This window comes from Streptomyces sp. SID5785, assembly GCF_009870065.1.
Lineage (GTDB): Bacteria > Actinomycetota > Actinomycetes > Streptomycetales > Streptomycetaceae > Streptomyces.
The window spans coordinates 1-21,587 of record NZ_WWIA01000682.1 but is presented as its reverse complement, the minus strand read 5'-3'; the positions used below and the strand labels follow the sequence as shown (position 1 = coordinate 21,587).

27 protein-coding genes are annotated in these 21,587 nt (G+C 73.2%); 23 read left to right on the top strand and 4 right to left on the bottom strand.

The features are described from left to right. Positions 1–22 precede the first annotated feature (22 nt). The 10 genes from GTW43_RS22220 to GTW43_RS22175 all read left to right on the top strand — a co-directional run bounded on the left by GTW43_RS22220 (position 23) and on the right by GTW43_RS22175 (position 6,858). Positions 23–247 carry a hypothetical protein gene (locus GTW43_RS22220; protein WP_161303778.1) on the top strand — a complete coding sequence of 75 codons (225 nt, stop codon included), beginning with the start codon at positions 23–25 and terminating at the stop codon, positions 245–247. Positions 248–301: 54 nt separating this feature from the next. Continuing rightward, entirely contained in the window at positions 302–2,059 is a 1,758-nt protein-coding gene (locus tag GTW43_RS22215; protein ID WP_161303777.1) for an acyl-CoA dehydrogenase, read from the top strand. Between the two features lie 107 nt (positions 2,060–2,166). Continuing rightward, positions 2,167–2,454 carry an acyl carrier protein gene (locus GTW43_RS22210; protein ID WP_161303776.1) on the top strand — a complete coding sequence of 96 codons (288 nt, stop codon included), beginning with the start codon at positions 2,167–2,169 and terminating at the stop codon, positions 2,452–2,454. Then, the gene (locus GTW43_RS22205) at positions 2,454–3,242 is read left to right on the top strand and encodes a 4'-phosphopantetheinyl transferase superfamily protein (RefSeq protein WP_161303775.1); all 789 of its coding nucleotides are present in this window, start codon (positions 2,454–2,456) and stop codon (positions 3,240–3,242) included. Before GTW43_RS22210 ends, GTW43_RS22205 begins: the two co-directional genes overlap by 1 nt. A 73-nt stretch (positions 3,243–3,315) precedes the next feature. Then, entirely contained in the window at positions 3,316–4,074 is a 759-nt protein-coding gene (locus GTW43_RS22200; RefSeq protein WP_161303774.1) for an alpha/beta fold hydrolase, read from the top strand. Between the two features lie 28 nt (positions 4,075–4,102). Then, positions 4,103–4,933, top strand: a complete 831-nt coding sequence (locus tag GTW43_RS22195) for an AfsR/SARP family transcriptional regulator (protein ID WP_161303773.1) — start codon at positions 4,103–4,105, stop codon at positions 4,931–4,933. 74 nt (positions 4,934–5,007) lie between these two features. After that, positions 5,008–5,277 (top strand): acyl carrier protein, encoded by a 270-nt coding sequence (locus GTW43_RS22190; RefSeq protein ID WP_161303772.1) that lies wholly within the window; start codon positions 5,008–5,010, stop codon positions 5,275–5,277. Further along, the gene (locus GTW43_RS22185; protein WP_161303771.1) at positions 5,274–6,005 is read left to right on the top strand and encodes an SDR family oxidoreductase; all 732 of its coding nucleotides are present in this window, start codon (positions 5,274–5,276) and stop codon (positions 6,003–6,005) included. The genes GTW43_RS22190 and GTW43_RS22185 overlap by 4 nt, the downstream gene beginning before the upstream one ends. Further along, a complete protein-coding gene (locus GTW43_RS22180) occupies positions 6,005–6,400 on the top strand; it encodes a SchA/CurD-like domain-containing protein (protein ID WP_161303770.1) in 396 nt (131 codons plus the stop codon). The genes GTW43_RS22185 and GTW43_RS22180 overlap by 1 nt, the downstream gene beginning before the upstream one ends. Beyond that, positions 6,397–6,858 carry a DUF1772 domain-containing protein gene (locus GTW43_RS22175; RefSeq protein ID WP_161303769.1) on the top strand — a complete coding sequence of 154 codons (462 nt, stop codon included), beginning with the start codon at positions 6,397–6,399 and terminating at the stop codon, positions 6,856–6,858. The genes GTW43_RS22180 and GTW43_RS22175 overlap by 4 nt, the downstream gene beginning before the upstream one ends. A gap of 57 nt (positions 6,859–6,915) precedes the next feature. Here GTW43_RS22175 and GTW43_RS22170 read toward each other — a convergent pair whose 3' ends face one another. After that, on the bottom strand, positions 6,916–7,299 hold the full coding sequence (locus tag GTW43_RS22170) for a SchA/CurD-like domain-containing protein (RefSeq protein WP_161303768.1): 384 nt from the start codon (positions 7,297–7,299) through the stop codon (positions 6,916–6,918). Positions 7,300–7,471: 172 nt separating this feature from the next. Here GTW43_RS22170 and GTW43_RS22165 point away from each other — a divergent pair, with 172 nt between their 5' ends. The 13 genes from GTW43_RS22165 (at position 7,472) to GTW43_RS22105 (ending at position 17,760) form a co-directional block, all read left to right on the top strand. Further along, positions 7,472–7,807: a TcmI family type II polyketide cyclase gene (locus tag GTW43_RS22165; RefSeq protein WP_161303767.1), complete on the top strand. Its 336-nt coding sequence runs from the start codon at positions 7,472–7,474 to the stop codon at positions 7,805–7,807. Continuing rightward, positions 7,804–8,238: a cupin domain-containing protein gene (locus tag GTW43_RS22160; RefSeq protein ID WP_161303766.1), complete on the top strand. Its 435-nt coding sequence runs from the start codon at positions 7,804–7,806 to the stop codon at positions 8,236–8,238. The genes GTW43_RS22165 and GTW43_RS22160 overlap by 4 nt, the downstream gene beginning before the upstream one ends. Then, positions 8,235–9,524, top strand: coding sequence for a beta-ketoacyl-[acyl-carrier-protein] synthase family protein (locus GTW43_RS22155; RefSeq protein WP_161303765.1), 1,290 nt, complete (start codon positions 8,235–8,237; stop codon positions 9,522–9,524). Before GTW43_RS22160 ends, GTW43_RS22155 begins: the two co-directional genes overlap by 4 nt. Continuing rightward, positions 9,521–10,747, top strand: a complete 1,227-nt coding sequence (locus GTW43_RS22150) for a ketosynthase chain-length factor (protein ID WP_161303764.1) — start codon at positions 9,521–9,523, stop codon at positions 10,745–10,747. The genes GTW43_RS22155 and GTW43_RS22150 overlap by 4 nt, the downstream gene beginning before the upstream one ends. A 40-nt stretch (positions 10,748–10,787) precedes the next feature. Next, complete coding sequence (locus GTW43_RS22145; RefSeq protein WP_161303763.1) at positions 10,788–11,252, top strand: SRPBCC family protein; 465 nt, start codon at positions 10,788–10,790, stop codon at positions 11,250–11,252. A 9-nt stretch (positions 11,253–11,261) separates the two neighbouring features. Further along, complete coding sequence (locus tag GTW43_RS22140) at positions 11,262–11,717, top strand: anthrone oxygenase family protein (RefSeq protein WP_343246090.1); 456 nt, start codon at positions 11,262–11,264, stop codon at positions 11,715–11,717. Between the two features lie 27 nt (positions 11,718–11,744). Then, entirely contained in the window at positions 11,745–12,500 is a 756-nt protein-coding gene (locus GTW43_RS22135) for an SDR family NAD(P)-dependent oxidoreductase (RefSeq protein ID WP_161303762.1), read from the top strand. Next, on the top strand, positions 12,500–12,814 hold the full coding sequence (locus GTW43_RS22130; protein ID WP_161303761.1) for an antibiotic biosynthesis monooxygenase family protein: 315 nt from the start codon (positions 12,500–12,502) through the stop codon (positions 12,812–12,814). The genes GTW43_RS22135 and GTW43_RS22130 overlap by 1 nt, the downstream gene beginning before the upstream one ends. Next, the gene (locus GTW43_RS22125; RefSeq protein WP_161303760.1) at positions 12,804–13,130 is read left to right on the top strand and encodes an antibiotic biosynthesis monooxygenase family protein; all 327 of its coding nucleotides are present in this window, start codon (positions 12,804–12,806) and stop codon (positions 13,128–13,130) included. Before GTW43_RS22130 ends, GTW43_RS22125 begins: the two co-directional genes overlap by 11 nt. A gap of 70 nt (positions 13,131–13,200) precedes the next feature. Next, positions 13,201–14,064 carry an NAD(P)-dependent oxidoreductase gene (locus tag GTW43_RS22120; protein WP_161303759.1) on the top strand — a complete coding sequence of 288 codons (864 nt, stop codon included), beginning with the start codon at positions 13,201–13,203 and terminating at the stop codon, positions 14,062–14,064. 25 nt (positions 14,065–14,089) lie between these two features. Then, a complete protein-coding gene (locus GTW43_RS22115) occupies positions 14,090–15,760 on the top strand; it encodes an FAD-dependent monooxygenase (RefSeq protein ID WP_161303758.1) in 1,671 nt (556 codons plus the stop codon). Then, the gene (locus tag GTW43_RS22110; protein WP_161303757.1) at positions 15,757–16,119 is read left to right on the top strand and encodes an antibiotic biosynthesis monooxygenase family protein; all 363 of its coding nucleotides are present in this window, start codon (positions 15,757–15,759) and stop codon (positions 16,117–16,119) included. The genes GTW43_RS22115 and GTW43_RS22110 overlap by 4 nt, the downstream gene beginning before the upstream one ends. Before the next feature lie 78 nt (positions 16,120–16,197). Further along, complete coding sequence (locus tag GTW43_RS22105; protein ID WP_161303756.1) at positions 16,198–17,760, top strand: multicopper oxidase domain-containing protein; 1,563 nt, start codon at positions 16,198–16,200, stop codon at positions 17,758–17,760. 83 nt (positions 17,761–17,843) lie between these two features. Here the strand turns inward: GTW43_RS22105 and asnB are convergent, their stop codons facing one another. The 3 genes from asnB to GTW43_RS22090 form a co-directional block, all read right to left on the bottom strand. Further along, the gene (gene asnB / locus GTW43_RS22100) at positions 17,844–19,697 is read right to left on the bottom strand and encodes an asparagine synthase (glutamine-hydrolyzing) (protein ID WP_161303755.1); all 1,854 of its coding nucleotides are present in this window, start codon (positions 19,695–19,697) and stop codon (positions 17,844–17,846) included. A 37-nt stretch (positions 19,698–19,734) separates the two neighbouring features. Further along, the gene (locus GTW43_RS22095) at positions 19,735–21,357 is read right to left on the bottom strand and encodes an FAD-dependent oxidoreductase (protein ID WP_161303754.1); all 1,623 of its coding nucleotides are present in this window, start codon (positions 21,355–21,357) and stop codon (positions 19,735–19,737) included. Between the two features lie 83 nt (positions 21,358–21,440). Continuing rightward, the coding region (locus GTW43_RS22090; protein WP_161303753.1) for an adenosylhomocysteinase at positions 21,441–21,587 on the bottom strand (147 nt) is incomplete at its 5' end.

Genomic DNA, 21,587 nt, shown 5'->3' with positions numbered 1-21,587 from the left:
GGCAACCGAAGAAGGGATCCACATGACCACCACCGATGAGGTCGGCATACCGACCGGCGGCACCGGGCGCACGCTCGCCGGTCTCGCGGTCGACCGCCTGGTCAGGCCGGTCTGGTACGCACTCGTGGCCTACGGGTCGATGTGGCTGGGCGGCGTCGACTTCGCCGACGACGGCACACCCGTTCCGCGCTGGCCGGTCGGCGCGGACGTTCTGGATCATGCCCCGGACGGCTTGAGGGCCTCTTGAGCCGCACCGGTTAGGCAGAGCCGCAGCGGGACCCGACCGAGGACGGAGAAGGCCATGACCACGACGGTGAACAGGGCGGAGGCCGGTGAACGCGCCGCGCAGGAACGCATGGCACGGCTCGAGCACGACCTCGGCGACCTCGACGACCCCGGGAACCCGCTGGGCGCCGACCACTTCCTCGCCGCCGACCGCAGACAGCTCCTGCTGCCCGCGGCGGAACGGCTGCTCGACGGCTTCGGGCTCAACGCCGAGTTCGTCCCCAGCGCCCTCGGCGGCCGTCTCGACCGGCTGGACGTCCTCGCCCGGGTGCTGAGGGCCGTGTTCCGACGGGACGCGGCCCTCGGCCTCGGCTACGGCATGACCTCCTACCTGGCCGCGGTCCTCGTCTGGGCCGACGGCACGCCCGACCAGCAGGCGCAGACCGCCGAACTCCTGCTGAACGGTGGCCGGATGGCCGGGGCCTACCCCGAACCCACCCCCGGCAACGACTTCCTGCACAACCGCCTCACCGCCAGCCGGGTCCCCGGCGGCCACCGCCTCGACGGGCGCAAGGAGGCGCTCAACAACGCGGCCCGCGTCGACTCCCTCGTCGTGTTCGCACACACCCCCGAGGCCGGGCCCGACGCCCAGACCGCGTTCCTGCTGCCCGGCCCCGCACAGCACGGCGACGGCCTCGCCCTGTCGCCCCGGCGCCGCACCAGCGGCATCCGCGGCTGCGCCGTCCACGGCCTGGAGTTCAGCGGGCGGCACGTCGACAGCGGCCGGCTCCTCGGCCCCGAGGGCGGCGGCACCCTCCTCGCCGACCGGGCCTTCCCCGTCACCCGCAGCACCGGCCCGTCGATGGCCCTCGGCTGCGCCGACACGGCGCTGCGCACCACCGTCGCGTTCGCCCGCGCCCACCGCGCCCGCAGCCGCGCCTCGCTGCGCAGCGCCCGCACCCGCTCCGCCCTCGTGGACGCCTTCACCGACCTGCTGATCTGCGACTGCCTCGCCCTCGTCGCGACGCGCGGCGTGCATCTGCTGCCCCGCGAGAGCGGCATCCTGAGCGCGGTCGTGAAGTACCTGCTGCCCACGTTCCTCACGGAGATGGTCTACGACCTGTCGGTGGTGCTCGGGTCCGAGTCCTATGCCACGGCGGGGAGTTACGGCATGTTCCAGAAGACCGCCAGGGACCTGCCGATGATCGGACTCGGCAGCGCCGGCACCGTGGCCAGCCGGTCCGCCGTCGTCGAACACCTGCTGCGGCTGCCCACCCTGACCGGCGCACCGGACGGCCCGGACGGCCCGGACGGCACCGCCGCCCTGTTCCGCCCGCACCACGACGACCTGCCGCCCGTACGGCCCGACGAACTGACCCGGCCCGCGCGGCGGGACACTCTCCTCGACTCGCTGACGACCACCGTGGCCAGCGCCCGGTCCGCGCGCGGGGAGTTCGGCGGCGCGCTCGGCGAGGCCGCCGACGCGCTCGCCCGCGAACTGCGCCTGCTGCACGAGGACGGCGAGCGGCTCGCGGCCCGCCCGCCCGGCACCGCGCTCAGCCCGCGCGTCTACGCCCTCGCCGACCGTTACGCCCTGATCGTCGCGGGGGCCGCCTGCCTCGGAGTGTGGCACCACGCGGCCGGCGACCCGGACGCGGGGCTGCTCGCCGACCCCGCCTGGGCGGCCATGGCGCTGGCCCGCGTCGTCGGACGCCTGGACCGCACGGCCGTGCACCCCCCGGAGGAGGGCACGGACCACCTCCTGAGCGAGGTCCTCGACCGGTTCGACGACGCCCGCAGCTTCGACCTGTACGCGACCCAGCTCGGCCGCTGAGCACGCGCCGAACCCCCTGAGCACCCCACGAGTAGCAGACGAGAAGCCGACGAGAAGCAGACGAGAAGCCGACGAGAAGCCGACGAGATCAGGAACGAGGAAGGTCCATGCCCACCAGCCCGCAAGAGCCCGCCCCCGACACCGAGGTGCTCACCGTGCTCCTCGAGGAGACCGCCCGGGTCCTCGACCAGCCCCCCGGCCGGCTCGGACCGCACCAGCACCTCCAGCACGACCTCGGACTCGACTCCGTGATGCTGCTCCAGCTGAAGGGCCGCCTGGAGACCCGCCTGCCCAAGGTGCGCGACGTGTCGCTGCCCGACCTGCTCGTCGGGGACCACACCCTCGGCGCGCTGGCCGGCCGGCTGGAGCGCGTGACCGGACTGCCGGTGGCGTGATGCGGCCCCTGCGCAACCGCGGCCCCGCGGACTCCTGGCTGCCGGTCCGCCGCGAGGTCGAGTCGGCCGGACTGTCCGTCGTCTACGCGGCCGTCTCCGACTGGGTGCCCGACGACCTCGACGGGCCCGGCCTCGCCGCCGCCCTGGGCCGCGACCACCAGCGGCTCCTCGAGATGAACCACGCGCCCAACCGGTCCCGGTTCGTCGCCTCCCGGCTGCTCCTCAAGTCCGCAGCCGCCGCCGTCCTCGGCACCACCTCCGACGAACTCGAACTCGCCTACAAGCCGGGCGGCCGCCCCCACCTGCGCGGCGTCGACCAGCTCGACGTGAGCCTCAGCCACACCGAGGACCTCCTCGTCGTCGGCCTGACCCGGACCGGCCGCATCGGCGTCGACGCCGAGAACGCCGACCGCCGGATGCTGGGCCTCGGCACCGAGCGCCAGGTGTGCACTCCGTACGAACTCGAGGCGGTGCACAGCGTCCCCGAGGAACGCCGCAACGGCGAACTGGTGCGCCTGTGGACCCTCAAGGAGGCCTACAGCAAGGCCATCGGACAGGGCCTCAGGTTCCGCTTCACCGAGTTCGGCTTCACCCCCGAGGACCGGCAGGTCCAGATGCTGCGGCCGGACGGCACCCCGGGCGCGGGCTGGGAGTGGTCCTTCCACAGCTGGCTCGTGGACGAGGCCTACATGGTCAGCGCGGCCGTGTACGACCCGGGCTTCGGCGGCCGGCCCTCGGACCGGCCGCTGCTCCCGGTCCTCGCCGATCCGCGTTTGAGCGCGCGTTGAGCGCCCTTCCAGGCGGTGCGGTGACCCTCGGATCCCGCACCCGACCGGCGGTGCACGACCCGAGGAGGCCGAGGTGCAGCGTTATCTCGCAGTGCGGCCGCAGGCCGGACCGGCCGGCGTCCGGCTGCTGTGCTTCCACCACGCCGGAGCGGGCGCCCTCGCCTTCGCCGGCTGGCGGCAGCGCGTGGGGCCGGGCGTGGACGTCCTGCCCGTCCGGCTGCCGGGCCGCGAGACACGGCGCCGCGAGCCGCATCTCACCGACCCCGCCGACCTGCTCGCCGCACTCGAGGACGACCTCGGTCCGCTGCTCGACGAGCCGCACGCCTTCTACGGGCACAGCATGGGCGCACTGGTCGCCTACCGGTTCGCCCTGCACCGGGCCGACGCCGGACGGCGCCCGCCGCACATGCTGCTCGTCGGGGCGTGCAGCGCCCCGCAGCTGCGCTCGGAGCTGCTCGACCGCACCGACCTGGACGACCTCACGGACGAGGCGTTGATGTCGGCGATGACCGACGAGGAGAGCCTGCCGCCGGTGCTGCTGCGCAGCCCCGACCGGCTCCGGGCCACCCTCGACACGCTCCGCGCCGACCTGCGCCTGGCCCGCGGGCTGCGCGCCCTGCCGGTCCGCCCGCTCGCGAGCCCCGTCGGGGCGTTCGCCGGGCGGGAGGACCGGATGGCGCCGGCCGAACAGGTGCGGGCGTGGCAGCACTGCGCGGGCGCCGGCTTCACGCTCCGGACCGTGCCCGGCGCGCACTTCTTCGTCCGCGGGCGCGAGGTGCCCCGGGCCGTCGGGCAGGCGCTGCACACCACGGCGCCGGTGCCCGCCCGCTGACCACATCGTTCCCGAAGGAGTTCTGCGGATGGACATCAGCGTCCTCGGCCCGTTCCGGGCCACCCTCGCCGGAGTGCCGGTGCATCTCACCGCCGTCAAGCCGCGCAAGGTCTTCGCTCTGCTCGCCCTCCAGGCCGACGAGTCCGTCTCGGTCGCCGCCCTCGTGGAGGAGGTGTGGGGCGAGCAGCCGCCGCGCAGCGTGCAGACCACGCTGCAGACCTACATCCTCCAGATCCGCAACGTGATCGCCGCGGCGCTCGGCGACGAGGCCGCAGGCCTGCCCAACGGCGCCAAGAGCGTGCTGATCACGGAGCCGGGCGGCTACCGCCTGGACACCCAGGGCGGCCTCATCGACGCACAGGAGTACGACGCCCTCGCCTCCGTCGGCCACCGCGCCCTCGAACAGGGCGACTGGGCCGAGGCCTCCTCGTACTTCGGGCGGGCGCTCGCCCTGTGGCACGGCAAGGCACTCGCCGACGTGCAGTGCGGGGCGCTCCTCGAGGTCGAGGCGACCCGGCTCGACGAGTCCCGGATGAGCGTGCTGCACGGCCGCATCGAGGCGGACCTCCGGCTCGGCCGGCACCGCGAACTCGTCGGCGAGCTCTGCGGCCTCGCCGCCCGCCACCCCCTGCACGAGGGACTGCACGAGCAGTTGATGCTCGCCCTGTACCGGGCGGGCCGGCGCAGCGACGCCCTCGAGGCCTACCGCCACCTGCGCGGCGCGCTCAACCAGACCCTCGGCCTGGACCCGTCGCCCGGCATCGAGTACCTGCACCGGGCGCTGCTCGACTCGTCGCCGCAGCTCGACCTGGCCGCCGCCGTACCCGACGGCCGCCGTCCGCTCGTGGGCCGGCACTGACCGGCCGCCGCACGGGCACCCACCGACCGTTTCCGTCTGATCCACACCCTGCCGAAGGAACGAAAGGAACCACCGTGAGCGACATCACCCTGTCCGAACTCGGCGAGCTGCTCCTGGAATGCGTCGGCGCCCCGGAGGAGGGCATGGCGTTCGAGGGCGAGGGCGCCCTGGACACGCCCTTCCTGGAGTTCGGCTACGACTCCCTCGCACTGCTGCAGGTCACCAGTGTGATCAACCGCAAGTACGGCGTCGTGCTCGACGACGACGCGGTGGCCGAGGCGGAGACGCCGCGCATGCTGCTCAAGATGGTCGCCGCCGCCCCGCAGGCCGGGGCGGTGCGATGACCGACTTCGCCGGCCGGCGGGTCCTCGTCACCGGGGGAGGCCGGGGCATCGGCAGGGCGACGGCGCTGGCCTTCGCCCGGGCCGGTGCCACCCTCGCCGTCGCCCACCGCGGCGACGGCGCCGCGTCGGCCTCCCTCACCGCCGAACTCGAGGCGATCGGCGCCGACTTCGTGCTCGTCGCCGCCGACCTGACCACCCGGCCCGGCGCACAGCGTCTCGCCGAGGCGGTCCGCGAGCGGCTCGGCGGCCTGGACGTCCTCGTCAACAACCTCGGCGTCGACGGACACGTCCCGTTCGAGAAGCTCACCGACGACGAGTGGCAGCGGGTCCTCGACCACAACACCACCTCCGCCTACCTCGTCACCCAGGAGGTGCTCGACCAGCTCGGGCAGGGCGCCGCGATCGTCAACATCGGCGCCTCGGTGGCCCTGCGGGGCCGCCCGCTCGGCGTGCACTACAGCACGTCGAAGGCGGCCCTGGTCGGCTTCACGCGCGCGCTCGCCAAGGAGCTCGGCGACCGTGGCGTCCGGGTCAACCTGGTCGCCCCCGGAGTCACCGAGACCGACGGCGACCCGCTGCCGCCGCCGCTGGCCGCCCGGCTCACGGCGCTCACCGCGCTCGGCCGGCTCGGCCGCCCCGAGGACGTCGCCGGCGCCGTCCTCTACCTGGCCGGGGACACGGCCGCCTATGTCACCGGCACCACCATCGAAGTAGACGGAGGAATCTGATGCCCTACGCCGCCATCACCTACCGGATGAAGCCCGGCTACGAGGAGGAGATCGCCGAGATCTTCGCCGGCTTCCAGCGGGTCGACACCCCGGACTTCAGCGGCGACGACGGCAGCGCCGCCGGGCGGCTGCTCGGCACCGGCGTGTTCATCAAGGACGACGTGCTGATCCGGGTCATCCACTACGAGGGCGACTTCGCCGCCGTCGGCCGCCACATGGCCGCGCAGAAGGGCGTGCACATCCTGGAGGAGAAGCTCGCCCCCTACCTCGCGAAGCCGCGCGAGACCGACACGCAGTCGCCCGAGGGCTTCGCCGCGTACTTCCGCGAGGCCACCATGCGCTCCATCGCCCAGCTCACGGTGGACACCCACCCCGCGGGGGCCGCCACGTCATGACCGGCACCGAGTCGTTCTTCGCCGTCGCCGCCCTGCTGGGCGGCGGCGTGACGGCGGGCGTGCTGTTCGCCGTCGCCCTGAGCGTCCTGCCGGCGCTCTTCGCGATGGACACCGGCACGTACGTGTACGCGCACCAGCTGCTCGGGCGGAACTGGGACCCCACCATGCCCGTGATCGTGCTGAGCACCACCGCGGTCAACGTGGTCCTCGCCGTCCTCGGCGACGGCGGCGCCCGCGGCCTGTTCGTGGTCTCCGCGGTGCTGCTGCTCGGCGTGTCGGGCGTCTCCCACCTGTGCAACGTGCCCATCAACCGGCGGGTGAAGTCCATCACCGACCCCGCCGACATCCCCACCGACTGGGCGGATCCCCGGCCCCTGTGGCGCCGCTTCCACTACCTGCGCACAGCGCTGTCTGTGCTGGCCCTCGCGACCACGGCCGCGGCGGTCACCGCCCTGTGACCCCACGCCCACAGGGCCGCGCGTCGAGGACGCGCGGCCCTGTGGGCATGTGCGCGTTCAGGCGGGCGTGGGCGCGCCGTCGCGCACCGAGATCTGCGCCACCGTGCGCAGCAGGCTGCGCCGGAACGTGGCGACGAACCCCTCCACGGTGTCGGTGTCCCGCGGACGGGTCAGATACGGCTTCAGCTTCGCCTCCACCTCGCGCACGCCGGGCTGGGACGCCATGTGCCGGGCCACCGCGTCCAGGTCGCCCGTGTACTCGATGACCCGCACCAGCGTGTCGTCGCGCAGGAAGACGGCCGTGGCCAGGATCGTGCCGGCCGCCTCGCCGGCCTCGTCCCGCACCTGGGCCGACCTGACGCGCTTGAAACTCCCGAAGATCTCGGCGAGTTCCGCCTCGCACCCGGGCTTGATGTCGTACGTGATCGCAGCGAAGGGCATACCGGTTCCTCACCTCGTGGTCGCGTTCGGGGCCCGTCGGTCCCCGGCAGAAGACGACACCGCCGCGCACGAGAACGGCTCGAACGCACGGGATCCGCGGCTGAAGGGCGATTCGAGCAGACCTGTAGTCCGCGGTGGGACCTTCGCGGTCGACCGAGACCAGGAGGTACCCGTGCATCGCACCCTGATCGTCGCCAAGCTCCGGCCCGACAAGACCGAGGACATCGCGAAGATCTTCGGCGAGTCGGACGAGACCGATCTTCCGCACATGATCGGCGTCAGCCGCCGCACCCTGTTCAAGTTCCACGGCCTCTACTTCCACCTGGTCGAGGCCGACGACGACATCGGCGGCAATCTCTACCGGGCCCGCAGCCACCCGCTCTACGACGACATCAACACCAAGCTCGCCCAGTGCGTCGAGCCCTACGACCCGGACTGGAAAGAGCCCAAGGACGCGATGGCCGAGCCCTTCTACATCTGGACCAAGGACGGAGGGCGGATCAAGTGACCACGGCCATCAGCCGCACGGTGAAGGTCGCCTCGGAGGAAGTCGAGGCCAACACCAAGCGCGGAGGTGACCTGCGGGTCACCCTCAGCCCCAAGACCGTCGGCTGCACCTCCGGGTTCGGCGGCGTGCTCACCCTGGAGCCCGGTGACTGGATCACCGAGCACTACCACCCGTACTCCGAGGAGTTCCTCCACGTCACCGACGGAACCCTGGAGATGACCCTGGACGGCCAGACGGTGACCCTCGTCGCCGGCGACTCGCTGCTCGTCCCGATCGGGGTCCGCCACCGCCTGGTCAACACCGGCGAGGTCACCGCCCGCGGTGCGTTCCACCTGTCCCCGCTCGCGCCCAGGCCCGAGCTCGGCCACGTGGACACCGAGCAGGCGCAGCGCCCCGACCAGGCCAACCCGGACGTGGGTGGGACGCCGTGACCCGACGGGCCGTCATCACCGGCGTCGGCGCGGTCGTACCGGGCGGGGTCGGCCGGGAGGCCTTCTGGCGGACCCTGTCCGAAGGCCGCACCGCCACCCGGCGGATCAGCCTGTTCGACGCCGCACCGTTCCGCTCGCAGGTCGCCGCCGAGGTCGACTTCGACCCGGCGGCCGCGGGGCTGACGCCGCGCCAGATCCGGCGCATGGACCGCGCCGCGCAGTTCGCCGTCGTCAGCGCCCGCGAGGCCGTCGCCGACAGCGGCATCGACCCCTCGGCGCTCGCGCCCGAGCGGCTCGGCGTCGTCATCGGCAGCGCCGTCGGCTGCACCATGGGCCTGGAGGAGGAGTACGTCACCCTCTCCGACAGCGGCCGCAAGTGGCTCGTCGACCACGAGTACGGCGTCCCGCACCTGTACGGGTACATGGTGCCCTCCACGCTGGCCGCCGAGGTCGGCTGGGAGGTGGGCGCCGAGGGACCCGTCGCGCTGGTCTCCACCGGCTGCACCTCCGGACTCGACTCCATCGGCCACGCCGTGCAGCTGATCGAGGAGGGCTCCGTCGACGTCGCCGTCGCCGGCGCCACCGACGCACCGATCTCCCCGATCACCTCCGCCTGCTTCGACGCGATCAAGGCGACCACCCCGAACAACGACGACCCGGAGCACGCCTCGCGCCCGTTCGACGGCGAACGCGACGGATTCGTCCTCGCCGAGGGCTCCGCCGTCATGGTCATCGAGGAGCGCGAGGCCGCCCTCGCCCGCGGCGCGCACATCTACGCCGAGGTGTCCGGCTTCGCCGGCCGCAGCAACGCGTACCACATGACCGGACTCAAGCCGGACGGCCGCGAGATGGCCGAGGCGATCACCGTCGCGCTCGGCCAGGCCCGCCTCGACCCGACCGCGATCGACTACGTCAACGCGCACGGCTCGGGCACCAAGCAGAACGACCGGCACGAGACCGCCGCCTTCAAGCGCAGCCTCGGGGCGCACGCCTACGACATCCCGGTCAGCTCCATCAAGTCCATGGTCGGGCACTCGCTCGGCGCCATCGGCTCCATCGAGGTGGCCGCCTGCGCGCTGGCCCTGGAACACCAGGTGGTCCCGCCCACCGCCAACCTGCGCACCAAGGACCCGCTGTGCGACCTGGACTACGTCCCGGTCACCGCACGGGACCACCGCATGGACGCCGTGCTCAGCGTCGGCAGCGGCTTCGGCGGCTTCCAGACCGCGATGCTGCTCACCCGGCCGGGCACGGCCGCCGCGGCGGCCGGAAGGAGCGACCGATGACCCCGACCACCGAGACCGCGCCCGTCGTCACCGGGCTCGGCGTCGTCGCCCCGACCGGGATCGGCGTCGAGAGCCACTGGGCGTCGGTGCTCGCCGGGAAGTCCGGCATCGCGCGCATCGCCCGCTTCGACCCGGAGAGCTACCCGGTGCGCCACGCCGGCCAGGTCCCCGGGTTCGACGCCCAGGCCGACGTGCCCAGCCGGCTCATCTCGCAGACCGACCACTGGACCCACCTGGCGTTCGCCGCGGCCGACGCCGCCCTGGACGACAGCGGGGCCGACATCGCCGCGATCCCCGAGTACGAGACCGCGGTCGTCACCGCCGCCTCCTCGGGCGGCACCGAGTTCGGCCAGAAGGAGATGACCGCGCTCTACCAGAACGACCCCAGCTGGGTCGGCGCGTACCAGTCGATCGCCTGGTTCTACGCCGCCACCACCGGGCAGTTGTCCATCCGGCACAAGATGCGCGGCCCGTGCGGGGTCCTGGCCTGCGAGCAGGCGGGCGGACTCGACGCCATCGGACAGGCGCGCCGGCTCACCCGCAAGGGCGCCCGGCTCGTCGTCACCGGCGGCACCGACGCCTCCCTGTGCCCGTACGGCCTCAGCGCCCAGCTGACCACCGGCAAGCTGTCCACGGTCGCCGACCCCGAGCGGGCCTACCTGCCCTTCGACGCCGACGCGTCCGGCTACCTGCCGGGGGAGGGCGGGGCGATCCTCGTCCTGGAGAGCGCCGAGGCCGCCGCCGAGCGCGGCGCCGGCTCCGGCTACGGCCGGGTGCTCGGCTACGCCGCCGGGTTCGACCCGGCACCGGAGACCGGCCGGCCCCGCGCGCTGCGCCGCACGGCCGAGGCCGCGCTGCGCGACGCCGGACTCACCGCCGCCGACATCGACGTCGTGTTCGCGGACGCGGCCGGCACCCCGGCCGACGACCGCGACGAAGCGGCTGCGATCACCGCGGTGTTCGGACCGCGCGGCGTGCCCGTCACCGCACCCAAGACGCTCACCGGGCGGCTCTACGGAGGCGGCGCCCCGCTGGACGTGGCCACCGCGCTGCTGAGCCTGCGCGACGGCGTGATCCCGGCGACCACCGGGACCAGGACGCCGGCCCCCGGCCTGGAGATCGACCTGGTGACCGGCGACCCGCGCGAGCAGGAACTGCACCACGCGCTGGTCCTGGCCCGCGGCCACGGCGGGTTCACCTCGGCGCTCGTCCTCGGCCGCTGACCCACCCCACCAGGCACCACCCTCAGGAAGGAGAAAGACGATGGCCGGACACACCGACAACGACATCGTCATCGACGCCCCGCTGGACGTCGTGTGGGAGATGACCAACGACGTCCCCAACTGGCCCGACCTGTTCAGCGAGTACGCCGCCGCCGAGGTGCTCGAGCGCGAGGGCGACACGATCCTCTTCCGGCTCACCATGCACCCCGACGAGGACGGCCAGGTCTGGAGCTGGGTGTCGCGGCGCACCAGCTCCGCCGACACCCGCACCGTCCACGCCGAGCGCGTCGAGACCGGTCCCTTCGAGTTCATGAACATCAACTGGGAGTACACCGAGGAGCCCGGCGGCGGCGTCCGGATGCGCTGGGTGCAGGACTTCCACATGAAGCCGCAGGCGCCCGTGACCGACGAGCAGATGACCGAGCACCTCAACCGCAACACCAAGGTGCAGATGGACCTCATCCGGCAGAAGGTCGAGGCCGCGGCCCGGACCCTGGCCGGCTGAGGAGAGACCGTGCTCACCGTCCTCGCCCCCCTCCTGCTCCTGCTCAACGGTCTGGCCGCCGGAGTGATGCTGGGGACCCAGCTCGGCGGGTTCCCGTACTTCGCCGTCCTGCCCGTCGACCGCTACGTGCACGCCCACGCGTTCATGGGCCGGCGCTACGACCCGGCCATGCCGATCTGCCTGCTCGGCACCGTCGTCCTCGACGCCGTCCTCGCCTTCGACGCACCGAACGCCGGCGCCCGGGCCCTGTTCGCCGCGGCCGGACTGCTCGCGGCGACCACCCCGGTGATCGCCATCAGGAAGAACGCTCCGGTCAACCGCTGGATGCGCACGCTCGACCCGGACAACCTGCCCGACGACTTCCAGGACCCCCGGCCCGAATGGGGCGCCTGGAACAGCCGGCGCAGCTGGCTCACCATGGCCGCGCTCGCCGTCAACTGCACGGCCCTCGGCTTCCTGCTCTGACCCACACTTTTCACGTAAGGACACACCATGGACCTCGAACTGCGGGGCAAGAAGGCCCTGGTCACCGGTGGCACGCGCGGCGTGGGCCGCGGCATCGTGCTCGCCCTCGCCCGGGCCGGCGTCGACGTCGTCACCTGCTACGTCCACCCCAGCGACTACGTCACCAGCCTCGAGAAGGAGCTGCAGGAGACCGGTGGCGACCACCACGTGCTGCGCGCCGACCTGTCGAAGCCCGAGGAGATCGCCTCGCTGCTCGAGCAGGTCCGCACGCTGCACGGCGACCGCCTCGACCTCGTGGTCAACAACGCCGGCGCCATCAGCCACGTCCCGTACGGCGAGCTGAGCCTCGACGAGTGGCAGCGCATCGTCGCCACCAACCTCACCGGCGCCCACCTCGTCATCCAGCACGCGCTGCCGCTGCTCGGCGAGGGCTCGTCGGTCGTCTCGGTCGGCTCCCGCGCCACCGAGGCCGGCGTCCCGCTGCGCTCCCACTACACCGCGACCAAGGCCGCGCTCGTCGGCCTCAACCGGTCGCTCGCCAAGGAGTTCGGCGGCAAGGGCATCCGCTTCAACATCGTCGCCCTCGGCGTCATCGAGACGGAGAACTTCCACGAGCTGCCCGAGGACCAGCGGCGCCTGATGAGCGAGCGCTACGGCGCGAAGACCGCCCTGGGCCGGCTCGGCAAGCCCGACGAGGTGGCCGGCGCCGTCATGTGGCTCGCCAGCGACCTGTCCCGCTACGTCACCGGGAACACCATCGGCGTCGACGGGGGGATCTCCTGATGACGTTCCGGGTGATGCTCCGCCTGGAGATCGAGGCGGGCCGCGAGGCGGAGTTCGAGAAGGCGTGGCTGTCCGGCACCGACGCCGTCACCGGCCACAGCGCCAACCTCGGCCAGTCCCTGTCCCGGGAGCCCGACGGCACGTACGTCATCGTCAGCGACTGGGTCGACGAGCCGCAGTTCCGCCGCTTCGAGGAGAGCCCCGCGCACCTCGAACACCGCGCGACCCTCCACCCGTTCCGCAAGGGCGGCACCTTCCACGTCATGGAGGTCCTGCACACGCTGCGGGGAGAGGCGGCCGCCGGTGCCCGGTGACGGCGGCGCGGGCGAGGTGCGGGTGCTCGTCTACCAGGCGGCGCTCGACGACGACCAGCTCGACGCCGTCCGGACCGCCTACCACCAGGTCAGCGAACGCCTCGCGGGCGTGCCCGGCATGCTCGGCAACGAGCTGCTGCGCAACCCGATGGACCCGAGCGCGCTGGCCGTGATGAGCCGCTGGGAGTCGTTCGAGGCGTTCCAGCAGTGGGAGGCGGGCGCCGGGCACCGCGCGGACACCGCCCCCCTGCGCCCCTACCGCGACACCAGGACCCCCGTCCCGTTCGCCGTCTACGAGGTCGACGCCGCGTACTGACCGTCGACGCCGCGCCCCGACCGCGGACCGCACCCCGGCCCGCCCCGCCACAGATGAGGAGAGACCCACGATGAGCACAGCCCAACTGGCCTTCATCGGCCTGGGCAACATGGGAGGCGGCATGGCCCGCCGGCTCCTGGACACCGGGCACACCCTCACCGTCCACAACCGGACGGCGAGCAAGGCCGCACCGCTGGCCGACGCGGGTGCCACCCTCGCCGACGCGCCCGAGCGCGCCGCGGCCGGCCACCGCGTGGTGATGCTGAGCCTCAGCGACGACAAGGCCGTCGAGGAGGTGCTGTTCGGCCGCGTGGTGCCGGTCCTCGAGCCCGGCTCCGTCATCGTGGACACCTCCACCGTGTCGCCCGCGTACGCCCGCGAGGCCGCCGAACGGCTGGCGGCGAAGGGGCTGCGCCGCGTCGAGGCCTGCGTCGTCGGCAACCCGCTCCAGGCCCGCAAGGGCGAGCTGCGCGTCTTCGTCGCCGGTGACCCGGCCGACCTGTACGAGGTGCGGCCCGTCCTCGAGGCGATCGGCACCGAGGTCGTCCACCTGGGCGCCCCCGGCACCGCCGCCGGCATGAAGCTGATCCTCAACCTGCTGCTCGGCGCGCAGGTCGCCTCGCTCGCCGAGGCCGTCGCCTACGGCACGGCCGCGGGCCTGGACCGCAACCAGCTGATCGGCGCGGTCTCCGCGAGCGGCTTCAGCTCGCTCGTGATGCGCTTCCGCGCCGAGCTGATGATCAAGGGCTCCTACGAACCCGCGTTCTTCCGCTCGGCCCTCATGGAGAAGGACATCCGGATCGCCCTCGAGGACGCCGCCGGACACGGGACACAGATGCCGGTCCTCGGGCTGGTGCGGGAGCAGTTCGAGGCAGTGGTGGCCGCGGGCGACGGCGACAAGGACGCGTCCGTGCTCGTGGAGCATCAGTCGTAGCACGACGTCGAAGGGATGTGAGGCAGTGCGCGGTACAGGACGGACCACGCTCCGCAAAACCGATGTCCTGGTGGCCGGTTCGGGACCGGCCGGGCTGGCGACGGCCCTGTTCCTCGCCGAACAGGGAGTGGACTGCTATCTGCTGGGGGGCGGGCCGGAGCGGTCCAGGCCACCGCGCATCCTCGGCATCCACCCCCGGGCCATGGAACTGCTGCGCTCCCTCGGGGTGGAGCAGGACGTACGGGACCAGCCCTCGGCCCGGGCGCTGGCCCGCAACGCGGGCATCATCACCATGGAGTCCCTGACCGGACCCGAACTCGGGGCGCTGGACGCCAAGTACGTCGTGGACGCGGACGCCGACCTCGGCGACCTGTCGCCCACCAGCTGGTGTCTGTGCGAGGAGGGCGAGCTCGAGCAGGTGCTGCGCGAGCGCGCCGAGCGGCTCGGCGTGCGGATGCGCCCGCAGGCCGAGCTCGTCTCCTTCGAGCGGGAGGGCTGGGGCGACGAGGGCGTCCTCGCCCACGTGCGCGACCGTGACACCGGTGAGGAACACCGGGTGCGGACCTGCTTCCTGGTCGACGCGGGCAGCGCGGGACAGGCCGTGCGCGAACAGCTCGGGATCGGCTTCGACAGCCGCACCCTCGGCCACTTCGTCACGGTCCGCTTCACCGCGGACCTGACCGGACCGCTGCGCGGACGCCGCTTCATCATGGGCTACGTCGACAACCCGGGCGTCAGCGGCTCCCTGATGCCGCTCGACAACGGGGCGGACTGGCTGCTCCACGTGCGCCACGACCCGGAGCGCCGGCCCGTCGAGTCGTTCACCGAGGAGTACTGCACCGCGCTCGTGCGGGCCGCGAGCGGAGTCGCCGACCTCGGCGTGCGCATCGAGTCGGTGCACGCGTGGGCCGGGGAGGCGGGCGTCGCCGAGCGGTTCGCCGACGGCCCGGTGTACCTGGTGGGGGACGCCGCCCACGTCATGCCGCCCAGTGGCGGCTTCGACGCGGGCACCGGTGTCATCGACGCGCACAACCTCGCCTGGAAGATCGTCGCGGTGCTCGACGGCTGGGCCCACCCCGACCTGCTCGACACCTACGACGAGGAGCGCCGCCCGGTCTGCGCGGCCACCGTCGAACAGGCGGAGCTGCGGGCCGGCGACCGGGCCCGGCTGCGGGAGGCCTACCAGGACCCGGCCGACCCCGAGCTGGTCCAGGACCCGCTGGTCTGGCTGTCCTCGCGCTACCGCTCCTCGGCCGTGATGCCCTGGGACGAGGGCACCCTGCCCGGATACGGGCTGTGGGCCGCGGAGAACGACGGCCGTCCCGGCAGCCGCGCCCCGCACCTGCGGCTGCGCCGCGGCGGCACCGAGATCTCCGTGCACGACCTGTTCGGCCGCGGCATGGTGCTGCTGACCGGACCCGACAACCGGGCCTGGAAGGAGGCCGCCCGCTCGGTCTCCGCCGAACTGGGCACGGCCGTCCAGGTCCACGGCATCGGCACCGACCTCGAGGACCTCGACGACCGCTGGCCCGAGCGGTACGGCGTCACCGCGCAGGGCGCCGTGCTCGTCCGGCCGGACGGTGTCGTCGCCTGGCGCTGCACCGAGGCGCCCATCTTCACCAGGACCGTGCTGCGCGGCATCACCAAGCGGGTGCTCCGGCTCGACCGCAGACCCGCGGAGAAGAGGACCCCATGACCCGTACCGACGGCACCGGCGGCACCGGCGGCGGCCACCCCCTGCGGGTGATCCTCCGCATGGAGGTGTACCCCGACATGGCCGCCGACTTCGAGAAGGTGTGGCTCTCCGTGGGCGAGGCCATCGCGCGGGAGCCGGCCAACCTCGGCCAGACGCTGGTGCGTTCGACCGAGGAGCCCGGCCTGTACTACGTCCTGACGGACTGGTCGCACGAGAGCGGCTTCCGGGCCTTCGAGACCAGCCACCGCCACCTGCTGCACCGGCAGAAGCTCAAGCCGTACCGGCGCGGCGGCGACATGGCCGTCACCGAGGTCGTGCACCGGCTCGAGCCCGAGTCGAGCGAGCCTCAGGCGGGATGATCGACAGTGGGACGAGGACCCGGGGGCGTCTCCCCCCGGGCCGCAGGCCCCGCACCGGATCCCACGCGAGGACCCACCATGCCGAAACACCTCCGCCTCCCGCGCCGACGCTTCCTGCTCGGCGCGGGAGGCGTCGCCGCGGCCGCAGGAGCGGGCTGGGGCGCCACCTTCCTGACGGTCTACTCCCAGCGCAAGCGCAGCAACGTGGGGAAGCTGGACTTCCGCAACGAGCTGCGGATACCGGACCTCCTGCACCCCGACCCCGCCGGCGACGGCCGCCGCCACTACCGGCTCACCCTCGCCCCCGGCACCAGCAGGCTGCTGCCCGGCCGCACCACCCCCACCTGGGGTGCCAACGGCCCCTACCTCGCGCCCACGCTGCGCGCCCGCAGGGGCGACCGCGTCGCCCTCACCGTGCGCAACCGGCTGCCCGAGGCCACCACCCTGCACTGGCACGGGATGCTCCTGCCCGCCCGCATGGACGGCGGCCCCCACCAGATGATCGAGGCGGGCCGGGACTGGCAGCCCACCTGGACCGTGCACCAGCCGGCGGCCACCCTCTGGTACCACCCGCACCCGCACGGCTCGACCGGCACCCACGTCTACCGCGGCGTCGCCGGAATGATCATCCTCGACGACGAGCACTCCGAGCGCGCGGCCCTGCCCCGCACCTACGGCGTCGACGACGTGCCCCTGGTCATCCAGGACAAGAACTTCCACGACGACGGCAGCCTCGACCTCACCGAGACCAAGCTCGCCGAGTCCGTGGCCGGCGCCGACAACCTGGGCGTCCTCGGCGACACCATCCTCGTCAACGGCACCTACGACCCGCACTTCAAGGTCACCACGCGCCGGGTGCGGCTGCGCCTGCTCAACGGCTCCAACGCCCGCATGTACTGGCTCGGCTTCACCGACGGCCGCACCTTCCACCAGGTCGCCACCGACGCCGGACTGCTCGCCCGGCCGCGCCCGCTGGAGCGGCTGCTGCTCGCGCCGGGCGAACGCGCCGAGATCGTCGTCTCGTTCGCGCCCGGCGACGAGGCGGTCCTGCGCAGCTTCGAGCCCGATCTCGGACTCGGCTTCCCGACCGAGCGCTTCATGGGCGGCGACGACACCTTCGACATCATCGCCCTGCGGGCCGGCCACGACCTCGCGTCCTCGCCCGCCCTGCCCACCCGGATCGAGGGCGCCGCCGCACCGGTCGAGGCGCCCGCCGACGCCCGGCACCGCACGCTGGAGTTCACCGGCGTCCAGATCAACGGCAAGACCATGGACATGACCCGGGTCGACGAGGTGATCCCGGCCGGCGCCACCGAGGTCTGGGAGATCGAGCGCGGCGACGACTGGGTGCACGTCCTGCACGTCCACGGCGCCGTCTTCCACGTCCTGGACATCAACGGCTCCCCGCCGCCCGCCTACGCCCGCGGCCCCAAGGACACGTTCTACCTGCACGAGTTCGGCAAGGCGAAGATCGCCATCCGGTTCGACACGCTGACCGACCCGAAGGCGCCGTACATGTACCACTGCCACGTCCTGCGCCACGAGGACGACGGCATGATGGGCCAGTTCACCGTCGTCGCCCCCGGCACCGAGAAGCAGGCCCCGCGGACCCTGCCCGACGCCGGCGCCCACCAGCACTGACGGCGGCGGCCGCGCGCCGCCCGCACGCCGAGGCCCCCGTACACCGGACGGTACGGGGGCCTCGGCGTGCGCGCCGCGCGGCATCACAGCACCAGGCGCACCCCGTACCGGCGCAGCCACGTGTTCAGCTGGAGCGGCAGCTCCACGTTGGCCCGGCGCGCCCAGCGGTTCAGGCCCTCCGGGTCCTTGAGCGTGCGCCGCACCTCCGCCACGTCGAGCAGCGGCAGCACCGGGGCCTGCGGATCGTCGAGCAACGCCGTCATCTCCGCGCGCAGCGACTGCTCGTAGCCCGGATCCAGCGTCACCGGGTACGGCGTCTTGCGCCGCTCGATGACGCTCTGGGGCAGCACGTGCCGCACCGCGGCCCGCAACAGGCTCTTCTCGCGCCCGTCGAAGTTCTGCAGCTTCCACGGCAGGTTGTACGCGTACTGCACGAGCCGGTGGTCGCAGTACGGCATGCGGACCTCCAGGCCCACCGCCTTGAACAGCCGCTCCGTGTGCCCGTTCTGGTTCTCCATGAAGTTCGTCAGGTGCACCCAGCACAGCTCCCGCATGTGCTTCTCCTCGTCGGACATGCCGGGCAGGTGCGGCGCCTCGGCGACCGACTCGCGGTAACGGCCCGCCGCGTACTCCAGCGGCGCCAGGTCCCCCAGGAGCGAGGAGTCGAACAGGCCGCAGCCGAGCCCCTTCGCGTCGTCGCGGACCACCCCGCGGGCCACCCACGGGAAGGTGTCCATCCGCGACTCCACCGGGTCCCGGTTCCAGGCGACCCCGTGGAACAGCGAGTCGGCGGCCTCACCGGTCAGCACGACCTTGGTGTCCCGCTCGCTCACCGCCCGCGCCAGCAGGTACAGCGAGGTGTTCATGTCGCCCAGCGGCGTCGGGTAGTCCTTGGCCCGCAGCACCTGCCAGCGGGCCACCTCGTCGCTCAGCTCGTCCGGGTCGATGACGACGCTCGTGTGATCCGTGTCCAGGTGCCGCACCACGTCCGCCGCGTACGGGGCGTCCGGCGACTGCCGGGTGTCCGTCGCCTGGAAGTTCTCGGCGTGCCGGGCGAAGTCCACCGTGAACGTCCGCACCCGGCGCCCGGACCGGCGCAGCTCCCGGTCCGCGAGACCGACGACACCGCTGGAGTCGAGCCCGCCCGACAGCAGCGAGCCCACCGGCGCGTCCGTGCGCAGGTTCCGCTCGACGCTCTCCTCGAGCAGCCCGCGCACCGTGTCCACCGTCGTGTCCAGGTCGTCCGTGTGCTCGGCCGCGTCCACGCCCCAGTACCGGGTCAGACGCGTGCCCTCGGCGCTCACCGTCAGATGGTGCCCGGCCCGCAGCCGGTGCATCCCGCGGAACGGCGCCACGTGCGGTGTGCCCGAGTACGTGAAGATCTCCTGGAGCCCCTCCGCGTCGACCTCGGCCGGCACCAGCGGATGCGCCAGGATCGCCTTCGCCTCCGAGCCGAACACCAGGCCCGTCGCCGTCGGGAAGTACAGCAGCGGCTCCACGCCCAGCCGGTCGCGGACCAGGAACAGCTCCGCACGACGGGCGTCCCACACCACCCCGGCGAACGTGCCCTCCAGGCGCGCCACACAGTCGGCCCCCCACTCGAGGTACGCGTGCAGCAGGGTCTCCGTGTCACCGCCCGTGCGGAACTTGTGGCCGCGCCGCGCCAGCGTGGAGCGCAGCTCCTCGTGGTTCAGGATCGAGCCGCTGTGCGCGGCGACGGCGACGGTGCGCCCGTCGTGCTCCAGGGCGACGGGCTGACGGCCGCCCTCGGGGTCGAACACCGCGAGGTGCCGGTGGCCCAGAGCGGCGCGCGGACCGGTCCACACGCCCTCGTCGTCCGGGCCGCGCAGCGCCATCGACGCGGTCATGGCCAGGACGGTGCTGCGTTCCCGGGACAGGTCCCGGGTCCAGTCCACCCAGCCGGTGATTCCCGACATGATTGCTCCTCGTCTCGTGGGGTGCGCAGGCGGGTCCTCACCGCGCCAGCAGGGCCTGCAGTACGTCGTCGAGCACGGCGCCCGGGTTCTCCCGGCCGCCCGCGGAACGCCACGCGACCACACCGTCGGGCCGCACCAGCACGGCGCCCTCGGGCCCCACGCCGTACGCCGTGCCCCAGCCGCCGGCCGGGTCCGCGAGGGCGTCGTCCGCGACGCGCCGCACGTCCACCCGGACCCCGGCGCGGTCCGCCGCCTCGTGCGCCGCCCGCTCCCAGGCCGTCCCGCCGGGCCCGGCCAGCAGCACCGGCACCCGGTCGAACAGGTCGAGCGCCGAGATCTCCCGGCCGTCGGCGACCAGCGCGACATGCGGGGCGCGGGTGCCGGGAAGCCCCTGCGGCGCCGCGTTCCACACGCCGTCCGCGGGACGGTCGTCGGGGCCCGTGAGCACCGCCGCCGAGCGGTACTGCCAGCCGAACCAGATCTCCGTGTCGGCGTGGATGGCCGGGTTCGCGGGCGCCGGCTCCTGCTCGGCGAGGCGCGGCCGGTCCTTCGAGCGCAGCACCGCCTGCTCGACGGTCGCCTCGCACACCGGCCGGCGCTCGGGGTCGTAGCTGTCGAGGAGACCGGCACCGGCCTCGCCGCGCACGACCGCCGCGAGCTTCCACGCCAGGTTGTGGGCGTCCTGCACCCCGGTGTTGGAGCCGAACGCACCGCTCGGCGGCATCACGTGCGCGGCGTCGCCCACCAGGAAGACCCGGCCGGACGAGAACGCTCCTGCGGTGCGGCCCGCGGCCTCCCACGGCATCGCACCCAGCACCTTCACGTCCAGGTCCGGCACGCCGGTCGCGGCCCGCACCAGCTCCTGGCAGCGCGCCTCGTCGAACGACGCCGGGTCCTGCGCGGCCGGGTCGAAGCCCACGTGCAGGAGCCAGCGCCGGGAGTTGTCGAGCGGCATCAGCGCACCGCGCACCGCGTCGTTGAACGTGTAGCACATGATGAAGCGGCGGTCCCCGAGCTGCTCCGCGAGCTCCGCCTCGAAGTGGATGTTGAGGAAGTGCCCGGTGGTGCCGGGGCCGTCGAAGCCGATCCCCAGCTGCCGGCGCACCGGGCTGCCGGGCCCGTCCGCGGCCACGAGGTAGTCGGCCGTCACGGTCCGCACCTCGCCCGAGTCCCGGTCCCGCAGCCGCGCGGTGACCCCGTCGCCGTCCTGCTCGAACGACTCCAGCTCGGTCGCGTACGAGAACTCCGCGCCCAGCCGCTGCGCGTGACGACGGATCACCGGCTCGAACTCGTCCTGGTGGCACAGGCACCAGCCGGTCGGCGACAGGGCGCTCAGATCCGTGCGGACGTCCATGAAGTACTGCTCGTGCAGGGCGCCCAGCTGGTGGCCGGCCAGGGACTGAGCGGCCAGGACCCCGCTGTTGGCGGCGAGGGCGCGGGCCGACTCGGTCTCCCGCACCTCCTGCTCCAGGCCGGCCGCGCGCATCAGTTCCATCGCCCGCGGGTTGATGCCCCGCGCCCGCGGATGCGGCGACATGCCGCGGTGGCGTTCCACCACGACGCAGGGCACTTCGTGGCGGGCCAGGAACAGGGCGGTCGACAGACCCGCCAGTCCCGCGCCCACCACCAGCACCGGAGTGTGCTGCTGCTTCTCGGACACGTGCTTCCTCCTCTGAACGTCACCCGTGGGCCCAGCGTGGGCGCCCGGGGTCGGGGCGCGATGGAGGAAGGCTGGAAGCCCGGTCAGTAGCGGTAGTGGTCGGGCTTGTACGGGCCCTCGACCTCGACGCCGATGTACGACGCCTGCTCCGGACGCAGCGTCGTGAGCCTGACCCCGAGCGAGTCGAGGTGCAGGCGCGCGACCTTCTCGTCCAGATGCTTGGGCAGCAC

Excerpts from the sequence above, each read along its gene's own strand:
- GTW43_RS22180 (WP_161303770.1), top strand. The coding sequence starts at position 6,005 with ATGCCCTACGCCGCCATCACCTACCGGATGAAGCCCGGCTACGAGGAG.
- GTW43_RS22205 (WP_161303775.1), top strand. The coding sequence starts at position 2,454 with ATGCGGCCCCTGCGCAACCGCGGCCCCGCGGACTCCTGGCTGCCGGTC.
- GTW43_RS22170 (WP_161303768.1), bottom strand. The coding sequence starts at position 7,299 with ATGCCCTTCGCTGCGATCACGTACGACATCAAGCCCGGGTGCGAGGCG.
- GTW43_RS22185 (WP_161303771.1), top strand. The coding sequence starts at position 5,274 with ATGACCGACTTCGCCGGCCGGCGGGTCCTCGTCACCGGGGGAGGCCGG.
- GTW43_RS22220 (WP_161303778.1), top strand. The coding sequence starts at position 23 with ATGACCACCACCGATGAGGTCGGCATACCGACCGGCGGCACCGGGCGC.
- GTW43_RS22150 (WP_161303764.1), top strand. The coding sequence starts at position 9,521 with ATGACCCCGACCACCGAGACCGCGCCCGTCGTCACCGGGCTCGGCGTC.
- GTW43_RS22130 (WP_161303761.1), top strand. The coding sequence starts at position 12,500 with ATGACGTTCCGGGTGATGCTCCGCCTGGAGATCGAGGCGGGCCGCGAG.
- GTW43_RS22195 (WP_161303773.1), top strand. The coding sequence starts at position 4,103 with ATGGACATCAGCGTCCTCGGCCCGTTCCGGGCCACCCTCGCCGGAGTG.
- GTW43_RS22215 (WP_161303777.1), top strand. The coding sequence starts at position 302 with ATGACCACGACGGTGAACAGGGCGGAGGCCGGTGAACGCGCCGCGCAG.
- GTW43_RS22175 (WP_161303769.1), top strand. The coding sequence starts at position 6,397 with ATGACCGGCACCGAGTCGTTCTTCGCCGTCGCCGCCCTGCTGGGCGGC.
- GTW43_RS22110 (WP_161303757.1), top strand. The coding sequence starts at position 15,757 with ATGACCCGTACCGACGGCACCGGCGGCACCGGCGGCGGCCACCCCCTG.
- GTW43_RS22145 (WP_161303763.1), top strand. The coding sequence starts at position 10,788 with ATGGCCGGACACACCGACAACGACATCGTCATCGACGCCCCGCTGGAC.
- GTW43_RS22105 (WP_161303756.1), top strand. The coding sequence starts at position 16,198 with ATGCCGAAACACCTCCGCCTCCCGCGCCGACGCTTCCTGCTCGGCGCG.
- GTW43_RS22135 (WP_161303762.1), top strand. The coding sequence starts at position 11,745 with ATGGACCTCGAACTGCGGGGCAAGAAGGCCCTGGTCACCGGTGGCACG.
- GTW43_RS22120 (WP_161303759.1), top strand. The coding sequence starts at position 13,201 with ATGAGCACAGCCCAACTGGCCTTCATCGGCCTGGGCAACATGGGAGGC.
- asnB (WP_161303755.1), bottom strand. The coding sequence starts at position 19,697 with ATGTCGGGAATCACCGGCTGGGTGGACTGGACCCGGGACCTGTCCCGG.
- GTW43_RS22210 (WP_161303776.1), top strand. The coding sequence starts at position 2,167 with ATGCCCACCAGCCCGCAAGAGCCCGCCCCCGACACCGAGGTGCTCACC.